This is a genomic window from Pseudomonas turukhanskensis, assembly GCF_027922365.1.
Lineage (GTDB): Bacteria > Pseudomonadota > Gammaproteobacteria > Pseudomonadales > Pseudomonadaceae > Aquipseudomonas > Aquipseudomonas turukhanskensis.
The window spans coordinates 18,546-40,010 of sequence record NZ_BSFN01000029.1 but is presented as its reverse complement, the minus strand read 5'-3'; the positions used below and the strand labels follow the sequence as shown (position 1 = coordinate 40,010).

Here is a 21,465-nt window from a genome sequence, read left to right as displayed (position 1 = left end):
CTGCGCGGCTCCCGGCCGCTACGACCCCTTACGCAACGACTCCACTCGGCCTGGCGCTCAAGGGGCGGGTAGATCACAAGCGGTAGATCAAAAGCCAAATCAAATGCCCCTCACCCCCGACCCCTCTCGCCTGCCCGGCCGGCCTAGCGGGCGAGGGGCGACTTATGGCGACGATCGCATTTGATTTTGTAGGAGCCAGCTTGCTGGCGAACCCTGCAAACGCAAGTTCCGAACTACCTTTTCCAGGGTTCGCCAGCAAGCTAGCTCCTACGAAAAGCGGCCCCCTCTCCCGCTCGCGGGAGAGGGTTGGGGTGAGGGGCAGTTGATCTTGATCTGTCTTTTGATCTTGATCTGCCCGCCCCTTCAGGAGGCCGAGTGGAGGGGCTGCGCAGGGGGTTGAGCGGCAGGGAAGCCGCGAGAGCCATGATGGGCCAAGGATGGCCCGTCATGGCGTGCCCCCGGAGCAGTGCCGGAAGGAGGGAACCCGCAGCGCAGCGAAGGGCCGTATGCCGGGGGCTAGACCTTTTGGCTTCTTTTGGGTGGTCCGGCAACCCGGCAATGCCAAAAGAAACTCGCGCGTAAGGCGCGAAACAAAACGCCCAGCACACGCGGTAAAGAAGAACTCCACCACAACCGAAGCAGCGAATTTTCCGGGCGATCAGTGGCCGCCCCAAGCCACTCCCCTCCCCCCTCATGCTAGCCTGTCCCCCTCCTCCCCCCGCTCCCCATCCAAGCCAATGCCCACAACCACGCCAACACTCCTGCGTCACCACACTCCGTTTCTAAAATTCTGGCTAGCCCGCGTCTGCACCGCCAGCGGTTTCCAGATGCTCACCGTGGCCATCGGCTGGCACATGTATCAGCTCACCGGCAACGTGATGGACCTGGGCTGGGTCGGCCTCGTGGAGTTCCTCCCTCGCGTGCTGTTTATGCTGCACACCGGCCACGTCGCCGACCGCTATGACCGGCGCAAAGTCGCCGCCCTGTGCCAAGCGTGCCAAGGCCTGATCGCTTTCGCCCTGGTGCTAGGCAGCACCAGCGGCGAAGTCACCCGCGAGATGATTTTCGTACTGGCCTTTTTGCTGGGCAGCACCCGCGCCTTCGAAATGCCCGCCACCCAGGCATTGCTCCCCAGCCTGGTGCCCGCCGCGCTCTTCCCGGCGGCCATCGCGGCCTCCTCATCGGCCATCCAGACCGCCACCATCGTCGCCCCGGCTCTTGGTGGTTTTCTCTATGCGTTCGGAAGCATCTGGGTGTATGCGCCGACCACGGCGCTGTATGTGCTGGCCTGCGCGCTGATGCTCAGCCTGCCGAAGAATCAGGCCAAGCTGAATCAGGAACGCCCGTCGATTCATTCCCTGTTGGCGGGCATCCGTTTTATCCGCAGCCGCCCGGATATTTTCGGCGCCATTTCCCTGGACCTGTTCGCCGTGCTGCTCGGCGGCGCTACCGCGCTGCTGCCGGTGTTTGCCAAGGACATTCTGCTCACCGGCCCCTGGGGCCTGGGCATGCTGCGCTCGGCGCCGGCGGTGGGCGCGCTGTTAATGGCGTTCTGGATTGCGCGCTTTCCCATAAAGCGCAAGGTCGGGCGGGTGATGTTTATTGCGGTGGGCGTGTTCGGCGTAGCGACTATTGCCTTCGGCCTGTCGACTTCGTTCTGGTTCTCGCTGCTGGTGCTGGCCATTCTAGGTGCCGCCGACATGATCAGCATGGTGATCCGTGGCGCCTTCGTGCAGTTGGAAACCCCGGACGCCATGCGCGGCCGGGTGAGCGCGGTAAACGGATTGTTTATCGGTGCCTCGAATCAGCTCGGCGAATTCGAGTCGGGCCTCACGGCCCATTGGCTGGGCACGGTCAATGCCGTGGTGCTGGGCGGCGTCGGCACGCTGTTGATTACCGGCACCTGGTACAAGCTGTTCCCCACCCTGGCCCAACGCGAAACCCTCAGCGCGCCGGAAACCAAAGAGCCGTAATCACAGCAATTTATCCAGGGTAATGGGCAGCTGGCGAATGCGCTTGCCGGTGGCGTGATACACGGCATTGGCAATCGCCGCCGCGACGCCCACCAGCCCGATCTCGCCCACGCCTTTGGAACCCAGGGCGTTGACGATGGTGTCTTGCTCGTCGACAAAAATCACCTCGATCTCGCCCATGTCGGCATGCACCGGCACGTGGTATTCGGCAAAGCTGTGGTTCATAAAGCGGCCGAGGTCATGGTCCATCTGCGTTTCTTCCTGCAGGGCCATGCCGATGCCCCAGACCACACCCCCAAGAATCTGGCTGCGGGCGGTTTTCGGGTTGACCACCCTTCCGGCGGCAATGGCGCTCACCACCCGGCTGACGCGGACGATGCCCAGGGCTTCATCCACCCGCACCTCCACGAATACCGCTGAATGGCTGGCGGTCGCGTACGGCTCGCGTTTTTTGCTATCCGGCTCGGCATCCACCTGCGCCTGCATCTGCCCGCTGCCGCTGCTGCGTACGATCTCGGACAGTGCCAATTGCTTGGTAGGGTCTGCTTTCAGGCGCAAACGGCCATCAATGAACACCACCTGATCACGCGAAACGTCGGCAAACGGCGAGTCCTCGATTTTCTGCGCGGCTTCCAGCAGCTGTTTCTGCAGGGCGGTACAGGCTTGCTGCACGGCACTGCCCACCGACGAAATGGTAAACGAGCCCCCTTGCAGCGGCGCGGTCGGCAGGCTGGAGTCACCGATCAACACGTGTACCGCGTCGCTGTCCACGCCCATGGCCGCAGCGGCAATCTGGGTGAGTACGGTGTAGGTGCCAGTGCCGATATCGGTGGTGGCGCTGCTCACGTGCAGGCGCCCTTCACCATCGAGTACCACCCGCGCGCTGGCTTTCTGTTGCATGGCTTCCCACACCCCGGTGGCCACGCCCCAGCCCAACAGTTCATGGCCGTCGCGCATGCTGCGTGGCTCAGGCGTGCGCCTGGCCCAACCGAACCGTTCGGCACCTTCGCTGTAGCATTCGCGCAGGGCTTTGCTGGAATAGGGTTTGTCTTCGTTCTGGTTGCGCTCGGTGTAGTTGCGCAGGCGCAGTTGCAGCGGGCAGATACCAGCGGCGTAGGCCAACTCGTCCATGGCGCATTCGAGAGCGAAAACGCCGGATGTGGCGCCGGGCGCGCGCATGTCCAGCGGGGTGAATACGTCCAGCGGCACCAGTTGGTAATCCAACTCCACGCTGTCGCAGTGGTAGAGCATGCCGGACCACTCCACCAGATGTTCAGTGAAGTCTTCAAAGCGTGAGGTCTGGGCAATGGCCTGGTGCTTCACCGCCTGCAACTTGCCGTCGGCGTCGCTGCCCAGGGTCAGGCGCTGCACGGTTGGCGGGCGATAGCCAAAGGTGAACATCTGCTGCCGGGTAAGCGCCAGCCGCACAGACCGGTTGAGTTTGAGCGCGGCCATAACCGCCAGCGTCAATTGGTACTGCGGGCGCAGGCCTGAACCGAAGGCGCCGCCAACAAAATGCGCCACTACGCGCACGCTGCCAGGCTCCAGGCCGAACACTTGTTCAAGGTAAGTGCGGCAGTTTTGCGTGCCCTGGGTTTTGTCGTAAATCAGCAGGCCGCCATCGGGTTGCATCACCACCGTGGAGGCATGGGGTTCCATCGGGTTGTGGTGCTCGGCCGGGGTTTGATACTCCACCTCGACCTTGGCGCTGGAACGGGCCAGGCCAGCGCTTACATCGCCCCGCGGTTTGGGCAGTTCGGCGGGTGCTTTATGGGCCTGGCCGAGTTGCGCGTTGAGGTCGGTCTGGTGCGGCTCGCTGCGGTATTCGATGTGCACCTGCGCAGCCGCCATCCTTGCCTGCTCCAGGGTCTTGGCCACCACCATGGCCACCGGCTGGCCGCTGTAGAGAATGCGGTCGTTGTAGAGCGGGCGAAACGGCGAACCCTCGGCGGCGTCAGCGTCGGTATACGATTCGTCATAGCTGGCCAACTCGGGGCGATTGAGGTGACTGAGCACCAGCAACACGCCGGGGAGGGCCAGCGCTGCGCGCGCGTCGATATCGACGATTCGGCCATGGGCGATAGGGCTGGAAATCACCCAGCCATAGGTGAGATCGGCGCTGTGAAAATCTGCCGCGTACTGGGCCTCGCCAGTTACTTTGGCGTGGCCGTCGACGCGGTCCATGGGCAAGCCCATGGGCGCCTCCAGCGGCACACTGAACGGTTTGACGGTGGCGCTCATGCGGCCTCCATAGCCTGTGCGGCATCAGTAAGGGCACGGACCACGGCCTGGCGCGCCAAGGGAATCTTGAAGTTGTTGCGGCCCTGGCCATCAGCGCCATCGAGCAGCAGGTCGGCAGCCAGGCGAAAGTTCGCTGCAGTGGCCGGTTTGCCGATCAGCACGGCTTCGGCATCCGGGTTGCGCCAGGGTTTGTGCGCCACGCCGCCCAAGGCGATACGCGCCTGGCGAATGACGTGGCCGTCGATATCCAGCGCCGCCGCCACCGACACCAACGCAAAGGCATACGATTCACGGTCGCGCACCTTCAGGTAGTGGCTATGGGCAGCAAAGCCCTCGGCGGGCAGTTCGATGGCGGTGATCAGCTCGTTGTCGGCCAGCACGTTGTCGCGCTGTGGCTGGTCGCCGGGCAAACGGTGAAAGTCGGCAAAGGCGATCTGCCGCGCACCTTGCGGGCCGGCCACATGCACCTGGGCTTGCAGCGCAGCAAGGGCCACGCACATGTCTGAAGGGTGGGTGGCGATGCAGTGCTCACTGGCGCCGAGAATCGCGTGGTTGCGGTTCAGACCCTGGCGCGCGCTGCAACCTGAACCGGGCTCGCGTTTATTGCACGGCGTGGCCGTGTCGTAGAAATACAGGCAGCGGGTGCGCTGCAACAGGTTGCCGCCGGTGGTGGCCATATTGCGCAATTGCGGCGAGGCACCGGCCAGAATCGCTTGGGCCAGCAGGGGGTAGTCGTGCTGGACGCGTGGGTGCCAGGCCAGGTCGCTGTTGCTGACGAGCGCGCCGATCAGCAAGCCGCCATCGACGGTGTCGGCCACTTCGTGCAACGGCAAGCCGGTGATATCGATCAGGCGTTGCGGGCGCTCGACGTTTTCTTTCATCAGGTCGATGAGGTTGGTGCCGCCGGCGATAAAACGCGCATGGGGGCCTGCCAGTTGCACGGCCTCTTGCACTGCTGTGGGCCGCGCGTAAGAAAAGGGGCTCATGCCGCACTCCCCCTTTTGCCGAGCGCCGGGGCGCTGGTTTCCAGCTCGCCACGGCAAGCGGGCAAGGCGTCCTCGATGGCATCGAGGATATTGTTGTAGGCGCCACAGCGGCACAGGTTGCCGCTCATTTGCTCGCGGATATCGGCGCGGCTATGGGCGTGGTTTTCGCCGGCCATGGCCAGCGCCGAACAGATTTGCCCAGGCGTGCAATAGCCGCATTGGAAGGCGTCGTGTTTGATAAACGCGCGCTGCAAGGGGTGTAGCGCTTCGCCGTCGGCCACGCCTTCGATGGTGGTGAGTTCGGCGCCGTCGTGCATCACTGCGAGCGTCAGGCAACTGTTGATGCGCTTGCCATCGAGCAGCACCGTGCACGCGCCGCACTGGCCGTGGTCGCAGCCCTTTTTGCTGCCGGTAAGTTGCAGCTGCTCACGCAGCATATCGAGCAGCGTGGTCCAGGCGTGTACCTGGATGCGGCGCTGCTCGCCGTTGATGTTCAAGCGCAGGGTGTGTAGAGCGAACAGCTCGTCGCCGTCTGCTGCGGGGGTTGTCGTCATAGATGCCTCACGGTAATCGGCGGCCGCATCACACGGCGGCGCAGTTGGCTGCGTCTATGGGTTACGACTTGGCAGCAAAAGAATGTGTTCAGGTTTTTTGCCGGACGGGCTCGCGCGCCGATCTGTCCGCGAGAATGAGGTGGCGAGTGCGACTGGCACGCCGACCATTCATCGCACCAGAAAGCAAAAGGCCATCCCTCCTCCAGCCCCCATAAACGCTCACATCGCACCGCTTCGCTTACGGGCGCAGAGGCAGGCAACTGCTGCGCCGCCCCGTCCTTGACGCTCAGCGGGGGAACCATCTGAAAAAAAACGCAGTCGGAACCCTTGTCCCGCCAACTCGCTTAGCTCCCTTAGCATCTCCGTTGGCAACTCTGATTACCGCGAGGAGGCCTTGTGACTTTCAGCACCCCAAACGCCGCTACCGGCAAACGTAAACGACTGCGCCACACCCTCGGCACCACCACGGCGCTGCTGTCGTTACTGGCGGCCGGTCAGCTCTGGGCGTTCAGCCTCGATGATGTGGCGCAAAAGGCCAAAGCCCTGGCGGCGCAGAAGTACGTGGTGCCCAAAAGCAACTTGCCCAGCGAGTTCAGCGAGATGAAATTCGCGGACTACCAGAAGATTCGCTTCCGCCCCGAAAAGGCCGAATGGCAGAACCTGCAAACGCCGTTCAAGCTGTCGTTCTATCACCAGGGCATGCACTTCAATACGCCGGTGAAAATCAACGAAGTCACCGCCACCACGGTGAGTGAAATCAAGTACGACCCCAGCCGCTTCGATTTCGGCGACCTCAAATTCGACGCCAAAGCCACCGAGCAATTGGGCTATGCCGGCTTTCGCGTGCTGTACCCGATCAACAAGGCCGACAAGCAGGACGAGATCATGACCCTGCTGGGCGCCAGCTATTTCCGCGTGGTGGGCAAAGACCAGACCTACGGCTTGTCGGCTCGCGGCATGGCCATCGATACCGCCCTGCCGTCGGGCGAAGAGTTTCCCCATTTCAGCGAGTTCTGGATCGAGCGGCCCAAGCCCGGCGAGAAGCAGTTGGTGATTTATGCCCTGCTGGATTCGCCGCGCGCCACCGGTGCGTATCGCCTGGTGCTGAGGCCCGGCACCGACTCGGTGGTGGATGTAAAAACCCGCATGTACCTGCGCGAGAACGTCACCCAGCTCGGCGTGGCGCCGCTCACCAGCATGTTTTTGTTCGGTGCCAACCAGCCGCCGAAAACCCTCAACTACCGACGCGAGTTGCATGACTCCAGCGGCCTGTCGATTCATGCCGGCAATGACGAATGGATCTGGCGCCCGCTGAACAATCCCAAGCATTTGGGCGTGAGCAGCTTTGCCGTGGAAAACCCCAAAGGCTTCGGCCTGTTGCAACGCGGCCGTGACTTTTCTCATTACGAAGACCTGGATGACCGCTACGACAAACGCCCGAGCGCGTGGATCGAGCCGCAGGGCGATTGGGGCAAGGGCACGGTCAATCTGGTGGAGATTCCCACCGCCGATGAAACCAACGACAACATCGTTGCGTTCTGGAAACCGGCTTCGCTGCCGGAGGCCGGCCAGCCGATCGACTTCAGCTACCGCCTGCACTGGAGCCTGGACGAGGCGGCATTGGGCTCGCAGGAGTTGGCCTCGGTTAAACAGACACTGCGCTCTACCGGCGATGTGAAACAGTCGAACCTGATTCGTGAGCCCGACGGCAGCATTGCCTACCTCGTGGATTTTGAAGGCCCGGCCCTCAAAGCCCTGCTTGAAGACGCCCCGGTACGCAGCGAAATCAGCCTGGATGACAACGCCAAGTTGATGGAAAACAACGTGCGCTATAACCCCGAAACCCAGGGCTGGCGCCTGACCTTGCGCTTCAAGGTGAACGACCCGAGCAAGCCGGTGGAAATGCGTGCGGCGCTGGTTAAAGACCTGCCGGTAGAAGTACCGGCTGCGGTGGATGAGGAGCAAGCCGCCGCCAAACCCACGCCGCCACCGCCGCCAGCACCGGCGCCAAAACCCGCTGATGCCAATGCTCCGGCGCCTGCCGCCGAGGCAGCACCCGCGCCTGCCAGCGATGTACCGCCGCCGCCCCCTCCACCGGTGCAAGTACTGACCGAGACCTGGAGTAACCAGTTGCCTGCCGATGAATAAGCCAGCCGCCATCACCGTCCGCGAATACTTGGCCCACTTGCCGCTGAGTGAAGAGCAGCGCGCGGAGTTGAGTGGCAGTCGGTCGCTGCTGGAAGTACATCGGCGCCTGGCGGCCCAACCGGTAGCCGATAACCAGGCTGCCGTGCAGGCCTCGGTGGCCCAGCGCCTGACGCTGCTGAGCACCGATGCGCAGATGCTCGACGCCGATGCCGAGGGCCGCGTGCGCCTGAAAGCCACGCCGCCGATTCAGCGCACGCGGGTCATTCCCGAGCCTTGGCGCACCAATGTGCTGGTGCGTCTGTGGCGCAACCTGCGCGGGCGCGAGAACCCGCCGGCACCGGCCAAGCGCGAGCTGCCGTCGGCACGCTGGCGGCATGTGGGCTCCATACGCCGCTACATTCTGCTGGCGCTGATGCTGGGCCAGACGCTGGTGGCCGGCTGGTACATGAAAGGCATCATGCCGTACCAGGGCTGGGCGTTTTTCGAGTGGGAAGAAGTGCGCCAGCAAACCCTGATGCAGACCGCCACGCAGGTGCTGCCGTATTTTCTGCAGGGCAGTATTTTGCTGCTGTTCGGCATTCTGTTTTGCTGGGTGTCGGCGGGCTTCTGGACCGCGCTGATGGGCTTTCTGGAACTGCTAACCGGGCGCGACAAATACCGCATTTCCGGCGCCAGCGCCGGCAACGAGCCGATTGCCGCCGAGGCGCGCACCGCCATCGTGATGCCGATTTGCAACGAGGACGTGGCGCGGGTATTTGCCGGGCTGCGGGCCACCTATGAATCGGTGGCGGCGACGGGCGACATCGAACGCTTCGACTTCTTTGTGCTGAGCGACAGCAACGACGCCGATATTGCAGTGGCCGAGCAGCAGGCCTGGCTCGACCTGTGCCGGGAAACCCAAGGCTTTGGGCGAATTTTCTATCGCCGACGCCGGCGCCGGGTGAAACGTAAAAGCGGCAACCTTGACGACTTCTGCCGCCGCTGGGGCAGTGAGTACCGCTACATGGTGGTGCTAGATGCCGACAGCGTAATGAGCGGTGAATGCCTGACCAGCCTGGTGCGCCTGATGGAAGCGACGCCGGACGCCGGCATTATCCAGACCGCACCGCGCGCCTCGGGCATGAACAGCCTGTATGCCCGTATTCAACAGTTCGCCACCCGCGTGTATGGCCCGCTGTTCACCGCCGGGCTGCACTTTTGGCAGCTAGGTGAATCGCACTACTGGGGCCATAACGCCATTATCCGCATGAAGCCCTTTATTGAGCATTGCGCCCTGGCGCCGCTACCGGGCAAGGGCGCGTTTGCCGGGGCGATTCTTTCCCATGACTTCGTCGAGGCTGCGCTGATGCGCCGCGCCGGCTGGGGCGTGTGGATCGCCTATGACTTGCCCGGCAGTTACGAAGAGCTGCCGCCCAACCTGCTGGATGAGCTCAAGCGAGACCGCCGCTGGTGCCACGGCAACCTGATGAACTTTCGCCTGTTTATGGTCAAGGGCATGCACCCGGTGCACCGCGCAGTGTTTTTGACCGGGGTGATGTCGTACCTGTCGGCGCCGCTGTGGTTTTTCTTCCTGCTGTTGTCCACCGCGTTGCTGGCTACCAATACGCTGATGGAGCCGCAGTATTTTATGGAGCCGCGCCAGCTGTATCCGTTGTGGCCGCAGTGGCACCCGGAAAAAGCCATCGCGCTGTTTTCCACCACCGTGGTGCTGCTGTTTCTGCCCAAACTGCTCAGCGTGGTGCTGGTGTGGGCCAAGGGCGCCAAGGCCTATGGCGGCAAGCTGCGGGTAACCGTGTCTATGCTGCTGGAAATGCTCTTTTCCATTCTGCTGGCGCCGGTGCGCATGCTGTTCCACACCCGCTTTGTGCTGGCGGCGTTTCTCGGCTGGGAAGCCGTGTGGCATTCGCCAAGCCGCGATGACGGCTCCACTACCTGGCGTGAAGCGGCGGTACGCCATGGCCCACAAACGGCGCTTGGCGTGCTGTGGACGGCCTTGGTGGCCTGGCTGAACCCGAGCTTTTTGTGGTGGCTGGCGCCCATTGTCGGCTCGCTGATGCTGTCGATTCCGCTGTCGGTGTTGTCCAGCCGAGTCGGCGTGGGGTTGAAGGCCAAGGACGAGCAGCTGTTTCTGATTCCCGAGGAATACCAGCCGCCGCGCGAGCTGCTGGCCACCGATGAGTACAACCACGAAAACAACTGGCATGCCTTGCATAACGGCTTTGTGCACGCCGTGGTCGACCCCAAGCAGAACGCCCTGGCCTATGCGCTGGCCACTGCGCGCCACCGTCAGGCGGAACCGTTGGAGTGGGAGCGCACCGAGCAGGTACGCCATGCCTTGAAAGTCGGGCCGCAGCAGTTGGACGAGAAAGCGAAAATGGCCCTGCTCAGCGACCCGGTGGCGATGGCGCGTTTGCACGCGGCGGTGTGGGACGACGAGCCGGGGGAATGGATCGAGAGCTGGCGCGAGACGATTGCCAAAGATCCCCATGCGCCATTGTTGCCGTTGCCGGCGGTGGCGGGGAATGCGGTTCCGGCGTAGGGCGAATATCGCCGCGGGCGATATCCGCCGATCCGCATCAGCAGGGCGAACGACGGCGGATATCCGCTATGCGGATATTCGCCCTACAACTGGATTCCCGCCTTCGCGGGAATGACGGATATCGAACTTCAAACGTTCGTCATCCCCGCGAAGGCGGGGATCCAGAATCTCGAAGGGCAATCACACCAACGCCGACAACCGCACATCCGCTCCCAACACCCGCTGCAACTGCCCACTGGCGGTAAACACCGGCACCGACACGGTAAAGCAGAACGCATCGGTGGCCGAGGAGCGATACACCGGGGTGATATGGCTGCTCAATTGCTCGGCCACCGCCCGGAACCAGGGCCGCTGCGCCCAGTTGCGGCCTTTGCAGCTCGCGCCCCGCTCCAGTCCTGAAGTGCCCGATGCTGAGGCGCCCAGCCCCTCGGCAAACACGTTTTCACTGAGCTGAGTACCGTCGCTGTTGACCAGGTAGAACAGTTCAAAGCGCGGGTCACGGCGCAATGTATCGGCCAGAAATTCCTCGGCGCGGCCGATCTCGCCGTGCAACGCCGCCTCCATTGCCAGGCGCTCGACGCTAGCTTGCACGTCTTTGTGAATCTGCAAACGGAACGCGCCCAGACCATCAAGCAACCGGTCGCCGCTGCTGCGCACGGCCTGGCTGTGGGTCAGCACTTGCCCGGCTTTGCTGAGCAGGTCGGCGGCGACCCCGGCGATGTTTTGCACGTCGCCATTGATGGCGTGCACGGCGATGCCGATCTGCTCGGTGCCGGCGGCGATATGGCCGACGCGCTGGTCGAGCTGGTCCATGGCCGCGCGGGTATTACGCAGGTCTTCGCCCATGCGTGTCATACCGTCGCGGCCGTCGGCCACGGCGCTGTGCATATGCTGGCCGGCGGTGCCGAGCTGGGCCATGCCGTCGCGAAAGCGTTCGATAATCTGGCTGACTTTGCCGGTGGCTTCGGTGGTGTGGCCGGCCAGGCGCCGCACTTCATCGGCCACCACGGCAAAACCGCGACCATGCTCACCCGCCCGCGCCGCTTCAATGGCGGCGTTCAGGGCCAGCAGGTTGGTCTGCTGGGAAATACTGGCGATTACACCCAGCACCTGGCTGACTTCTTCCAGTTGGCCCACCAGTTGGGTGATGACACTTTCAAGCTGGGTTTCGCTGGCATCGATGGCGTCCACCTGACGCAACACTTCATCGCCCGTCTGCTGGCAGCTGCGCAACGTGCCGGACACTTCGGCGGCCAGCTTGGCCACCTGCGCAGCGCCGGGCACCAGCTCGCTGTCCAGGGTGGTGCTGACTTCCTCACTGGCACTGGCGATCAGCTCCAAGGCTTGCGCCAGGCTTTGCCCGCTGGCCTCGGTTTCACTGGCGATACGCGCCAGCTCCGGAGCATGGGCGGCGATATCCACCGAGGCGGCCAGGCTCTCGCCCAGACGCTGATGCAGCGCCCGGGTGAAGCCGTTGAGGCGGGTGTTGATGGGCTGCAGGTCGGACAGTTGACTGGTCAGGTCAAGGTTGTCCACCAGCAAGCTCAGGGCGCCGTCGTCTTCCGCGCGACGGGCCTTGGTGCGTGTTAGCAACATAGTGATGTTCTCCCTGTTAGGCACAGGGTCGTGCAAGCACAGTGCCATCACCTTGACGCCGGGATTTGTGGGCTATAGCGCAGCGACCAATAGAAGTTGCCCGATTTGAAGGCCTGCTTTGCCAGGCGAGCTACTTTGTAGGGCGAAGGGCGCGCGCTACCCAGGCAAGCGGCGAAAGCCGATGTAGCTCAGCACGGCCGAGGTGGCCTCGTACGCCATGGCGTAGAGGTTGAAGGTCTGCCCCACCGTGCCGTCCAGATACAGGCCGCCGGTGCGCCCCAGGGCTAGCGCGGCGAACAACAGGGTCAGCAGGCTCAAGGCCGGCCGGATAAACGCCGGGCGCACCGCCGAAGACAACAAGAACACCGCCAACCCCAGTTGCAACGCACCGTAGTAGGCGCGCACATCAACCACGGCCGAGCCTTGCATCAGAATCATGCCGGTGAGGGCGGCCATCTCCTGTGGGTAAGTGAAATAGGCCACGCCAAAACCGCCCAACACCAGGGCCTGTAGCAAAAGGAACAGTCGGGCGAACAGCATGGTCAGGCTCCGGCCTTAGGGGAAGGCTGAAGAATAGGGACCTCGACATATTTGTAAATAGCTGCCTGCTTCGGAGGGCCGCCAGCAGGGACTATGCTCCTGAGCATATTTCTCCCCTGGAGTTACTGCCATGCGCTGTTTAGCCCTTCTCCCGCTACTGTTCACAGGTGTTCTGCACGCTGCCGAGCCCATCACCATCGACGTGTACCGCGATGCCAACTGCGGTTGCTGCAAAGCCTGGATCAGCCATTTGCAAAACAATGGTTTCAAAGTGGCCGACCATGTGGAAACCAACATGAGCGCGGTCAAAACTCGCCTCGGCGTGCCGCACAACCTGGGTAGCTGCCACACGGGTGTAATCGACGGCAAATTCGTTGAGGGCCATGTGCCGGCGGCTGACGTTCTCAAACTGCGTGAGCGCGCTGATTTGATCGGTGCCGCGGTGCCCGGAATGCCGATGGGCTCACCAGGGATGGAACAAGGCGGCATCCGCGATGCCTATGCTGTGATCGGTGTGCAACGTGATGGCACCGAGCAGGTGCTGACCCGTTACGCAGGCGAGTGAGTTAACAGACCGCCGGCCTGGCGCGTGTCCAGCTGCACCGCAACACTAAAAGCGCCACGGATCAGGAGAAATACCCATGCTCTGGAAGAAAGGCCGACGCAGCGACAACGTGGTAGATGCCCGCGACAGCGGTGGTGGCGGCGGCATGCGCTTGGGCGGTGGCAAGGGCCTGAGCCTGGGCGCCGTAGCGATTATCGTGGTGTTCGGGCTGATTAGCGGGCAAGACCCGATGCAGATCCTCGGCCAACTGGCCAACCAGGCCGGTATTTCCACCGCGCCCACTCAGCAACAAGGCCATGCGCCAGCGGCCAATGATGAACAGGCCGAGTTCGTCCGCGCGGTGCTCGGCGACACCGAGGACACCTGGCGCGCCATCTTTCAACAGGCTGGCAAGCAGTACCAGGACCCCACGCTGGTGCTGTTTCGGGGAGGCGTGAATTCGGCCTGCGGCTTTGCCTCGTCGGCCACCGGCCCCTTTTACTGCCCGGGCGATCATCAGGTGTACCTGGACCTGGATTTCTTCAAGGAAATGGCTCAGCGCTTTTCTGCTGCCGGTGACTTTGCCCAGGCCTACGTGATTGCCCACGAGGTGGGCCACCACGTGCAAACCCTGCTGGGCATTTCCACCAAGGTGAATAACGCCCGCCAGGCCGGGGCCAAAATGGAAGGCGCCAACGGCTTGCTGGTGCGCCAGGAATTGCAGGCCGATTGCCTGGCCGGGGTATGGGCCTTTCACGCGCAGCAGCGCTTGAACTGGCTGGAACCGGGTGACCTGGAAGAAGCCCTGAACGCCGCTAATGCCATCGGTGATGACCGTTTGCAAAAACAGGCGCGCGGCCAGGTGGTGCCCGACTCCTTTACCCACGGCACCTCGCAGCAGCGCGTACGTTGGTTCAAGACCGGCTATGAGAGTGGCAAGGTCAGTGGCTGCGATACCTTCAAGGCGACTTCACTCTAGGTGCAGCAACCGAGGCTAAAAATGCTAGCCCCGTAGGCGCGGCTTCAGCCGCGATGCTCTACCATCCGCCGCTTCTTCCCATGCGGATATTCAGGTATGAAAATCGCCCTGCTGCCGGCCGCCCTGGCCCTGTTTTGCACCGTCGCCCTCGCCGAAGGCGGCGCCGTCGAAGATACCCCGGCGGCAAACGCCGATGCGCCACCCAAGGAGCTGGTCACCCAGGTTGACCATCTGGTGGCTCTGCTGCGCGACGGCTTCGCCACCGGCTACCCCGAAGCCACCATGAGCGCCACCCTGAACACCAGCCCGAGCTCGCAACTGACTCTGGCGGTATTCACGGTGGAAGGTTTTGCCATGGGTAACAGCTACAACCAGTACCTGGCCGTGTTCGAACCCGATGCCAATGAGGCCGGCGACCCGCATTACCGTCTGATCGATACGCTGCAGATCGGCGGCGACAACTTTCGCGCCATTCAAGACCTGACCAACGCCAGCGTCAGCCGTGATGAAAACACCGGTGTGATCCAGCTCAATCTGCCGGCACTGGCCAATACCGAGGATGACTCGCCCAACTTCCCCAGCCAGCCGGTGGTGATTGCCCTGACCCTGGAACACGACCGTTTGGCCGAAGTAAAACCCTGAAACGCCACGCCAGCAACATGCCGCTAGCAAGCGCAACGAAAGCGACTACTATGCCTAATCGTCGCCGTTGTCCGGGGTTTTCCAACCATGCGTCTTGCTGAGTTCATTGTCGCCACTGTCGACCGTATCGTGGATGAGTGGGAGGCCTTTGCCATGACCATTCGCCCGGCTGCCGACAGCATGAACCGCGCCGAACTGCGCGACCACGCCCGTTCCATTCTGCTGGCCGCTGCCCGCGACATGAACACCGAGCAGAGCGAGATGGAACGCGCGGCCAAGTCGATGGGCGAAGGACCGGAAAAAACCCCGAGCCTGGACGTGGCCGCCGCCAGCCATGGCGAACTGCGCCACCAGGTGGGGTTTGACCTGGTGCAGATGACCTCCGAGTTCCGCCACCTGCGCGCCAGCGTAATCCGCCTGTGGACCGATAGCCTGACGCAGATGGAACTGCTGCATATGCGCGACCTGATCCGCTTCAACGAAGCCATCGACGAAGCGCTGGCCGAATCCACCGCGGCCTATGCCGAACAGGTCAACCACTCGCGCGATATCTTTCTGGCCATTCTCGGCCACGACCTGCGCGCGCCGTTGCAGGCGGTAAGCATGTCCAGCGAGCTGCTGGCCGGACGGCCCGGTCTTGATGAAAAAGGCCGCAGCCACGTGCAACGCATCCGCAACAGCACCCGGCATATGGCGGGCATGGTCAACGACCTGCTGGAGTTCGTGCGCAGCCGCCTGGGCAACAGTTTGCCTATCGTGCGTACGCCCATCAGCATGGCGCTGCTGTGCCAGGCCGCCATCGACGAAGCCAGCGCCGGCCAGCCGCTCAGCGACCTGCGCTATGAGGCGATGGGTGAAACCGAGGGCGAATGGGACCAGGGCCGCATCGAGCAGTTGCTGCAAAACCTGATCGGCAACGCCCTGCAGCACGGCGCCAGCAACTTGCCCATTACGCTGCGCCTGATCGGCGAGCCCGACAGCGTGACGCTGACCCTGCACAACCATGGCGAGCCCATTGCCGAGAGCGCCATTTCCACCCTGTTCTTCCCGCTGGTACGCAGCACCAGCGACCGCGCCGGCGAAACCAGCCTGGGACTGGGGTTGTTTATCGTCAATGAAGTGGTGATTGCCCACGGCGGCAGCGTTCAGGTGATTTCGAACGAAGCCGAAGGCACCACATTTACGGTGATGTTGCCTAAACGCTAGCGCCTTTTGCGCTCGGAAACTCTCGACGCACGTGCTCTATCCCGCCCAATCCTCCGCAATCAGCCCCTGCCGGATATACCGATGGATCGACGAATACGGCCATTCACTCGCTCGGTCTGCATGTCCATGCTTGACCGGATTGAAGTGGATGTAATCGATATGGCGTTCAAGGTCTTCCTGCTCACGTATGCAATGCTCCCAGTAACGACGCTGCCAAATCCCCCGCTCGCGCTTGAGGTTACGGGACAAAGAAATGGGTTCTGCGCGGGGAAGCTGACGAGAAAACGCAGCCTTGATAAGCGCCCAACGAGTGGCGAAGTCGTAATCACCATCGGGCAATTGCCAGACGCAGTGCAGATGATCGGGCAATACCACTGCGGCCAGCGTTTCGAATGGATGGCGTTCGCGAACCTGGTGCATCACGTTGCGCAGCAGGTCGATATGGTCGGTAAGCAGCGTTTGGGAGCGGTTGTGTAGAGCAAGCGTGAAGAAGTAGGTGCCGCCTGGCACCCAGGCGCGGCGATAGCGCATAACCACCTTCCTTGGTGAGCGTGATAGGCGCGAGTGTATGAGAACGACAATTTTTCCGGGGGACGTTGAGGTATCAGAAGTCTCGGAATGATTGGTGGCTTGTTGCTCGCCCTATGCGGCCACGTACGTTGGGCTTCGCTTCGCTCAACCCAACCTACACTCGACCGTAGGTTGGGTTGAGCAAAGCGAAGCCCAACAAGCACGCTCGAGGCACGTACTATCCCGCCACGGGCGCGCCATACCCCGCCGAAAACAACAGCCCCAACACCACCGGCATCACCGCCGCGCTACCCAGGTTGCCAATCAGCACCAGGGACGCCACGGTGTGCGGTGCGCGTTTGTATTGCTCGGCCAACATGTAGTTGAGCACCGCCGGCGGCAGCGCGGCGAATACCCACAGGCAGGCCAGTTGCAGGCCTTGCAGGTCGAACAGTTGAATGAGCGGCCAGGCCAGAATCAGGCCGCTGGCCGGGCACGCCACGGCGCCTAGCAGGCCGACTTTCCAGGCGCTGAAATCCACATCGAGCATGCGCACGCCCAAGGCAAACAGCATCAGCGGCACGCAGGTGGTGCCCAGCATATTGGCCGATTCCAGAAACCAGTGCGGCAGGTGTAGCCCGGTGAGGTTGAGCGCCAGCCCGGCAACCGTGGCGAGCACCACGGGGATGCGGTACAGGCGCCACAGCGGCGTGGCCGGGTCGAGCATGCGCAGGCCCACGGTAAAGTGCAGCAGCATCTCAACGATAAACAGCACCACCGCCGCCGGCAGCGCCTTCTCGCCAAACGCCAGCACCATCAGCGGCAGGCCCATATTGCCGGTGTTGTTGAACATCATCGGCGGCAAAAAGGTCCGCCAGTCGAGCTTGAGCACGCGCGTCACGGGCCAGAGCAGCAGGCCGGAACCAAGCACCACTACCGCGCCGGCCATCGCCAGGCTGGCGTAATCCTGCAGCGCCGCCTTGCTGTCGGCCAGTACGGCAAAGATCAGCAGCGGCACCAGCAATTCCATGTTCAGGGTGTTGAGGCCGCGCATGTCCGGCTTGCGGAAATGGCCGTATAGCGCGCCGCAGCCGGTAATCAGAAATACCGGCAGCAGCGTGGAAAGAATCTGGGAAAACATTACCGCTCCAGAACAAGGCGTCTTAGATCGTAAAAGTCGGATCGTAAAAGTTGGATCGTTAAATCGGATCGTTAGCTTGGCAAGTATCGTGCCGAGGCACGAAGGCGCTTACAAGTCCTACTAGCGTGTTAATAGCGTCTAGCCAGCGCCTTTGCGCGCCAGTGGTGGCCTTTTTGACAGCCCGTCGTTTTTTTCGCCGCTATCGACGAATGGCGGCCCTTGAAAAATTCATGGGGGTAAAGTCGGACCGCTCTAGCTCGCGGTCAAGCGCCGTCAAACGCCCCGAAAGAGGGTCGACCCGGGCTGAGAAAACACGTCGCCACGGCGCGCCAACCGCTGTGGCCACAACTGGCCGAGCGCCCCTGCCAGCGTGCACGCCACTCCTCGACAACTGGAGTGCAAGTGATGAACAACCTGAAGGCCAGCCTGCTGGCCGTAACCGTTTTTGCCTGCGCCGCCGCCCAGGGCCAGGTACTGCAACGCGAACTGGGCGACTATGACCTGCAACTGGGCACGACCCCCACCCGCAGCATGGCCCAGGGGCTGGTGCAGCCGTCTCAGAGCGGCACCTTTCAAGGCGGTCTGGACCTCACCCACGACAGCGGCTGGTACCTAGGGCAGTGGTCGCCGAGCATGGGCATCGCCCGCGACAGCCAGTTGGAGCTGGACTCCTACAGCGGCTTCAAGCGCCCGTTCAACAACCGCTTCGGTTACGAAATGGGCCTGATCCGCTACAGCCACCCAGGCTTTAGCGCCAACGACAGCAACGAGTACTACGCAGGCTTGACCCTGCTCGACAGCCGCTTTGGGGCCGCCTTCAGCCAGGCACCCGGGCGCACCGACAGCACCTTGCTGATGAGCCTGGCCCTGGCGCCGGTGAAGATGAATGTATCGATGAAGTACGCCAACCATGCGCTGGACGATGCGGTCAGCTACGACGATGTTCGCTCGGTGCGCATGTTCAATGACTGGTCGCTGAACCTGTCGCGCCCCTGGGCCGGCATCGACCTGAACCTGTCGTACAGCGGTTCAAGCCTGAGCGGTTCGCAGTGTGTGGCCTATTCCGGGCACAACGGTTACTGCGAGGACTATGTGATGTTCAAGGCCGAGCGCTCGCTGTTCTGAGGCGCCCGGTCACTCGCTGCGAAACCGCCCCAGCTGGCTTTTAAGCTGGCGGTTTTCGCGGCGCACCTGCTCCAGGTCATCGAGCAGTTGCAGTGCCAGGGCGATGCCCGACCATTCCATTTCCAACTCACGCTGCAACCGCGCGGCACGTCGGCAGGTGATCAACGCCTGTTGGTCGAACTGCCAGGTGTCGGGGCCGCGCCCGGATGGGTCGATAATGCCGTGCTCGACAATTTCAATCAGCAAGGCGGCGGGAATCGCCACGGTCTGACAAAGCTCTTGCATGCCTAATGGGACGCTCATTGTCATTTGCTCCATTCGCTGCGGGGATCGAAGTCGACCTTCTGCGCCAGTTTCTCCCAGAGTTTGCGCGCATCGTCGCTGGTGGTTTTGGGCATCACGACCTTCAGTTGCGCATACAGGTCGCCACGCTCGCCGTTCTTGTTACCCAGGCCGCGACCTTTGATGCGCAGGCGCTGGCCGCTCTGGCTATTAGCCGGAATGGTCAGGGTAATGCGGCCATTGAGGGTCGGCGCTTCAACCTTGGCGCCCAGCGCTGCTTCCCACGGTGCCAGGGGCACGGTAAGCACCAGGTCGCTGCCTTGCACATCAAAAAGCGGGTGCGGCGCAAAGCGGATATTTAAGTAAAGATCTCCTGCCGGACCACCGCCCAAACCGGGGCCGCCCTGGCCTTTGAGGCGAATGCGTTCGCCGTCGACCACGCCCTGCGGAATTTTTACGTTGAGGCTTTTGCTCTGTGCAGGCTGGCCCATGGCACCGGGCAACTGGAAGGAGATTTTCTTCGCCTCGCCGTCCAGGGTTTCTTCAAGAAACACCGGCAGGTCCATTTCTACATCCTGGCCTTTGCGTGCGCGGTTACGGGCTTCTTCGGCGCCACCGCCACGGCGGAAGATCGATTCGAAGAAGTCCGAGTAATCGCCGCCATAGGCATCGGTAAAGGCACCAGCGCCCGGCTGGCGACCGCGTGGGTGCTCGAACGGGCGGCCGTGCTGGCCGTATTTGCGCAGGTCATCGAACTCGGCGCGCTTTTCCGTATCTTTGAGCACCTCGTAGGCCTCGGCCACTTCCTTGAAGTGCACCTCGGCGTCTTTTTCCTTGCTCACGTCAGGGTGGTATTTGCGCGCAAGCTTGCGGTAGGCAGCCTTGATCGCCTTTTCGTCGGCGGTGGGTTCCACCCCTAAAATCTTGTAGTAATCCTTGAAGTCCATCGAGTCTCCTGAAAACTACTGCGCTCGGTTAAGCGGCGTTGAAAGCCGATTCAAAAATGCTCATTGGCTGCAGCCAACTCCGCTTTTTTCATCGACTTTCGCCTTGCTTTCCCTTCGCTCGCTACGTTTTCAAATGTGTGGGGCTTAGCGTAACTGGCTGTCTTTACTGCCACGGCGGTTGTACCCGGCGCTGGCGGCATTTTCCTTGTCATGTTCAGCCTGACAAGTGACGCACAGGCGCACGCCTGGAATGGCCTGGCGCCGCGCTTCGGGAATGGCGGCGTCGCATTCTTCGCAGTGTTTCAGGCTTTCGCCTTTGGGCAGCTGGCTGCGGGCCCGCGCGATGGCGTCCTCGATGCTGCTGTCGATCTGCTCTTGTACGGCTCCGTCACTTGCCCAACCGCCGGCCATGGTCTGTCTCCCGGTTAGCTATTGCGTTGGGTACAGATATGGGCGCGCGGGCGGCTTTTTACAAGCGCGGGCAAGGGGCGGGGGTATGAACGGTCGGGGTTATTCCTTCACTTCCATAAACTCTTTGGCCCAGAGCAGGTAGTCCTCGGGATGGGTGTACTTGTGCGACAGCTCCGAGGCACTGAGGTCGCTGGCCACCACCTGGCGCTGTTCACGCAGGCAGTCGTAGGTGGCTTTGATCGCGGCGAAGTAGGCGGCGTGACCGTCCACCACAATGCGCACGCCCAAGCTGGCCAGGCGGGCATCGTCACGCAGCGACGGGTTGCCGTAGGTCACCAGCATGATCGGTACGCTGAGGTGCTGGGCGATCTGCTCCAGGTGTTCGAAGTCGGTGATGCCGACCATGCAGATGCCATCGGCACCGGCGCTCTGGTAGGCCACGGTACGGGTGATCACTTCGTCCACCGGCAGCACGCCGGCGTTGGTGCGGGCAATGATCGCCAGTTGCGCATCCACGCGCGCTTCGAGGGCCGCGCGAATTTTGCCGACGCCCTCTTCCACCGGAATCAGGTCGGTGGATTTGCGCCCGAATTGCGCGGGCAGCAGGGTGTCTTCCAGGGTCAATGCAGCCACGCCGGCACGCTCGAGTTCCTTGACGGTGCGCATCACATTGAGTGCGTTGCCGTAGCCGTGATCGGCATCGGCGATGACCGGCAGGTTGGCGACGCGGCCGATGCGGGTGGCCTGCTCGACGAATTCGCTGAGGGTGATCAGCGCAAAATCCGGAGCGGCCAGCACCTGCAAGGAGGCGACAGAGCCACCGAGAATGCCGACCTCAAATCCCAGGTCGCCGGCAATGCGGGCGGACATCGGGTCGAAGACCGAGGCGGTGTGGTAACAGAATTCGGAGGACAGCAAGGCACGGAAGGTGCCACGCAGCGCATGGTGAGAGGCTCTGGGCATGGGGAGTTTCCAACAACGGTTTTTTTATAGATGGTATCAGCAATTACTTATACCTTAGCAAGACACGTACCGTTGTTAGCTTAGACTCCAATCCCTTTCTACGGCCTTTCCAGAGCCTTTCGCGCCCTTGTAATGGCC

19 protein-coding genes are annotated in these 21,465 nt (G+C 62.5%); 8 read left to right on the top strand and 11 right to left on the bottom strand.

Going from position 1 to position 21,465, the window contains the following annotated elements:
- Positions 1–737: 737 nt before the first annotated feature.
- Positions 738–1,973: an MFS transporter gene (locus tag PKE98_RS25170; RefSeq protein WP_271198198.1), complete on the top strand. Its 1,236-nt coding sequence runs from the start codon at positions 738–740 to the stop codon at positions 1,971–1,973.
- On the opposite strand, the gene PKE98_RS25165 is transcribed toward PKE98_RS25170, so the two are convergent.
- The 3 genes from PKE98_RS25165 to PKE98_RS25155 are packed head-to-tail and all read right to left on the bottom strand — an operon-like array spanning position 1,974 to position 5,754.
- Positions 1,974–4,214 (bottom strand): xanthine dehydrogenase family protein molybdopterin-binding subunit, encoded by a 2,241-nt coding sequence (locus PKE98_RS25165; RefSeq protein ID WP_271198197.1) that lies wholly within the window; start codon positions 4,212–4,214, stop codon positions 1,974–1,976.
- Positions 4,211–5,200, bottom strand: coding sequence for an FAD binding domain-containing protein (locus PKE98_RS25160; protein ID WP_271198196.1), 990 nt, complete (start codon positions 5,198–5,200; stop codon positions 4,211–4,213). Before PKE98_RS25160 ends, PKE98_RS25165 begins: the two co-directional genes overlap by 4 nt.
- Positions 5,197–5,754, bottom strand: coding sequence for a (2Fe-2S)-binding protein (locus PKE98_RS25155; RefSeq protein WP_271198195.1), 558 nt, complete (start codon positions 5,752–5,754; stop codon positions 5,197–5,199). Before PKE98_RS25155 ends, PKE98_RS25160 begins: the two co-directional genes overlap by 4 nt.
- A 396-nt stretch (positions 5,755–6,150) precedes the next feature.
- Between PKE98_RS25155 and PKE98_RS25150 the strand changes: the two genes are divergently transcribed.
- Complete coding sequence (locus PKE98_RS25150) at positions 6,151–7,902, top strand: glucan biosynthesis protein G (RefSeq protein WP_271198194.1); 1,752 nt, start codon at positions 6,151–6,153, stop codon at positions 7,900–7,902.
- Positions 7,895–10,441 (top strand): glucans biosynthesis glucosyltransferase MdoH, encoded by a 2,547-nt coding sequence (gene mdoH, locus PKE98_RS25145; RefSeq protein WP_271198193.1) that lies wholly within the window; start codon positions 7,895–7,897, stop codon positions 10,439–10,441. Before PKE98_RS25150 ends, mdoH begins: the two co-directional genes overlap by 8 nt.
- A 180-nt stretch (positions 10,442–10,621) precedes the next feature.
- Here mdoH and PKE98_RS25140 read toward each other — a convergent pair whose 3' ends face one another.
- Together PKE98_RS25140 and PKE98_RS25135 are read right to left on the bottom strand one after the other, a co-directional pair.
- Positions 10,622–12,037 (bottom strand): methyl-accepting chemotaxis protein, encoded by a 1,416-nt coding sequence (locus PKE98_RS25140; RefSeq protein ID WP_271198192.1) that lies wholly within the window; start codon positions 12,035–12,037, stop codon positions 10,622–10,624.
- Positions 12,038–12,193: 156 nt separating this feature from the next.
- The gene (locus PKE98_RS25135; protein WP_271198191.1) at positions 12,194–12,577 is read right to left on the bottom strand and encodes a DUF4345 family protein; all 384 of its coding nucleotides are present in this window, start codon (positions 12,575–12,577) and stop codon (positions 12,194–12,196) included.
- Positions 12,578–12,707: 130 nt separating this feature from the next.
- Between PKE98_RS25135 and PKE98_RS25130 the strand changes: the two genes are divergently transcribed.
- From PKE98_RS25130 to PKE98_RS25115, 4 genes are all read left to right on the top strand, one after another.
- On the top strand, positions 12,708–13,142 hold the full coding sequence (locus PKE98_RS25130; RefSeq protein ID WP_271198190.1) for a DUF411 domain-containing protein: 435 nt from the start codon (positions 12,708–12,710) through the stop codon (positions 13,140–13,142).
- Positions 13,143–13,218: 76 nt separating this feature from the next.
- On the top strand, positions 13,219–14,100 hold the full coding sequence (gene ypfJ / locus PKE98_RS25125; RefSeq protein WP_271198189.1) for a KPN_02809 family neutral zinc metallopeptidase: 882 nt from the start codon (positions 13,219–13,221) through the stop codon (positions 14,098–14,100).
- Between the two features lie 96 nt (positions 14,101–14,196).
- Positions 14,197–14,742: a hypothetical protein gene (locus PKE98_RS25120; protein WP_271198188.1), complete on the top strand. Its 546-nt coding sequence runs from the start codon at positions 14,197–14,199 to the stop codon at positions 14,740–14,742.
- Between the two features lie 87 nt (positions 14,743–14,829).
- Positions 14,830–15,948 carry a sensor histidine kinase gene (locus PKE98_RS25115; protein WP_271198187.1) on the top strand — a complete coding sequence of 373 codons (1,119 nt, stop codon included), beginning with the start codon at positions 14,830–14,832 and terminating at the stop codon, positions 15,946–15,948.
- 36 nt (positions 15,949–15,984) lie between these two features.
- On the opposite strand, the gene PKE98_RS25110 is transcribed toward PKE98_RS25115, so the two are convergent.
- Together PKE98_RS25110 and PKE98_RS25105 are read right to left on the bottom strand one after the other, a co-directional pair.
- Entirely contained in the window at positions 15,985–16,479 is a 495-nt protein-coding gene (locus PKE98_RS25110) for an REP-associated tyrosine transposase (protein ID WP_271198186.1), read from the bottom strand.
- A 217-nt stretch (positions 16,480–16,696) separates the two neighbouring features.
- Entirely contained in the window at positions 16,697–17,599 is a 903-nt protein-coding gene (locus tag PKE98_RS25105) for an AEC family transporter (RefSeq protein ID WP_271198185.1), read from the bottom strand.
- Between the two features lie 402 nt (positions 17,600–18,001).
- Between PKE98_RS25105 and PKE98_RS25100 the strand changes: the two genes are divergently transcribed.
- Positions 18,002–18,724, top strand: coding sequence for a TorF family putative porin (locus PKE98_RS25100; protein WP_373877916.1), 723 nt, complete (start codon positions 18,002–18,004; stop codon positions 18,722–18,724).
- 9 nt (positions 18,725–18,733) lie between these two features.
- Here the strand turns inward: PKE98_RS25100 and PKE98_RS25095 are convergent, their stop codons facing one another.
- The 4 genes from PKE98_RS25095 to PKE98_RS25080 form a co-directional block, all read right to left on the bottom strand.
- The gene (locus PKE98_RS25095) at positions 18,734–19,033 is read right to left on the bottom strand and encodes a chaperone modulator CbpM (RefSeq protein WP_271198184.1); all 300 of its coding nucleotides are present in this window, start codon (positions 19,031–19,033) and stop codon (positions 18,734–18,736) included.
- A complete protein-coding gene (locus PKE98_RS25090) occupies positions 19,030–19,953 on the bottom strand; it encodes a DnaJ C-terminal domain-containing protein (protein WP_271198183.1) in 924 nt (307 codons plus the stop codon). Before PKE98_RS25090 ends, PKE98_RS25095 begins: the two co-directional genes overlap by 4 nt.
- Before the next feature lie 144 nt (positions 19,954–20,097).
- Positions 20,098–20,364 carry a DksA/TraR family C4-type zinc finger protein gene (locus tag PKE98_RS25085; protein WP_271198182.1) on the bottom strand — a complete coding sequence of 89 codons (267 nt, stop codon included), beginning with the start codon at positions 20,362–20,364 and terminating at the stop codon, positions 20,098–20,100.
- A gap of 99 nt (positions 20,365–20,463) precedes the next feature.
- Positions 20,464–21,327 (bottom strand): oxaloacetate decarboxylase, encoded by an 864-nt coding sequence (locus PKE98_RS25080; protein WP_271198181.1) that lies wholly within the window; start codon positions 21,325–21,327, stop codon positions 20,464–20,466.
- Positions 21,328–21,465: the final 138 nt, after the last annotated feature.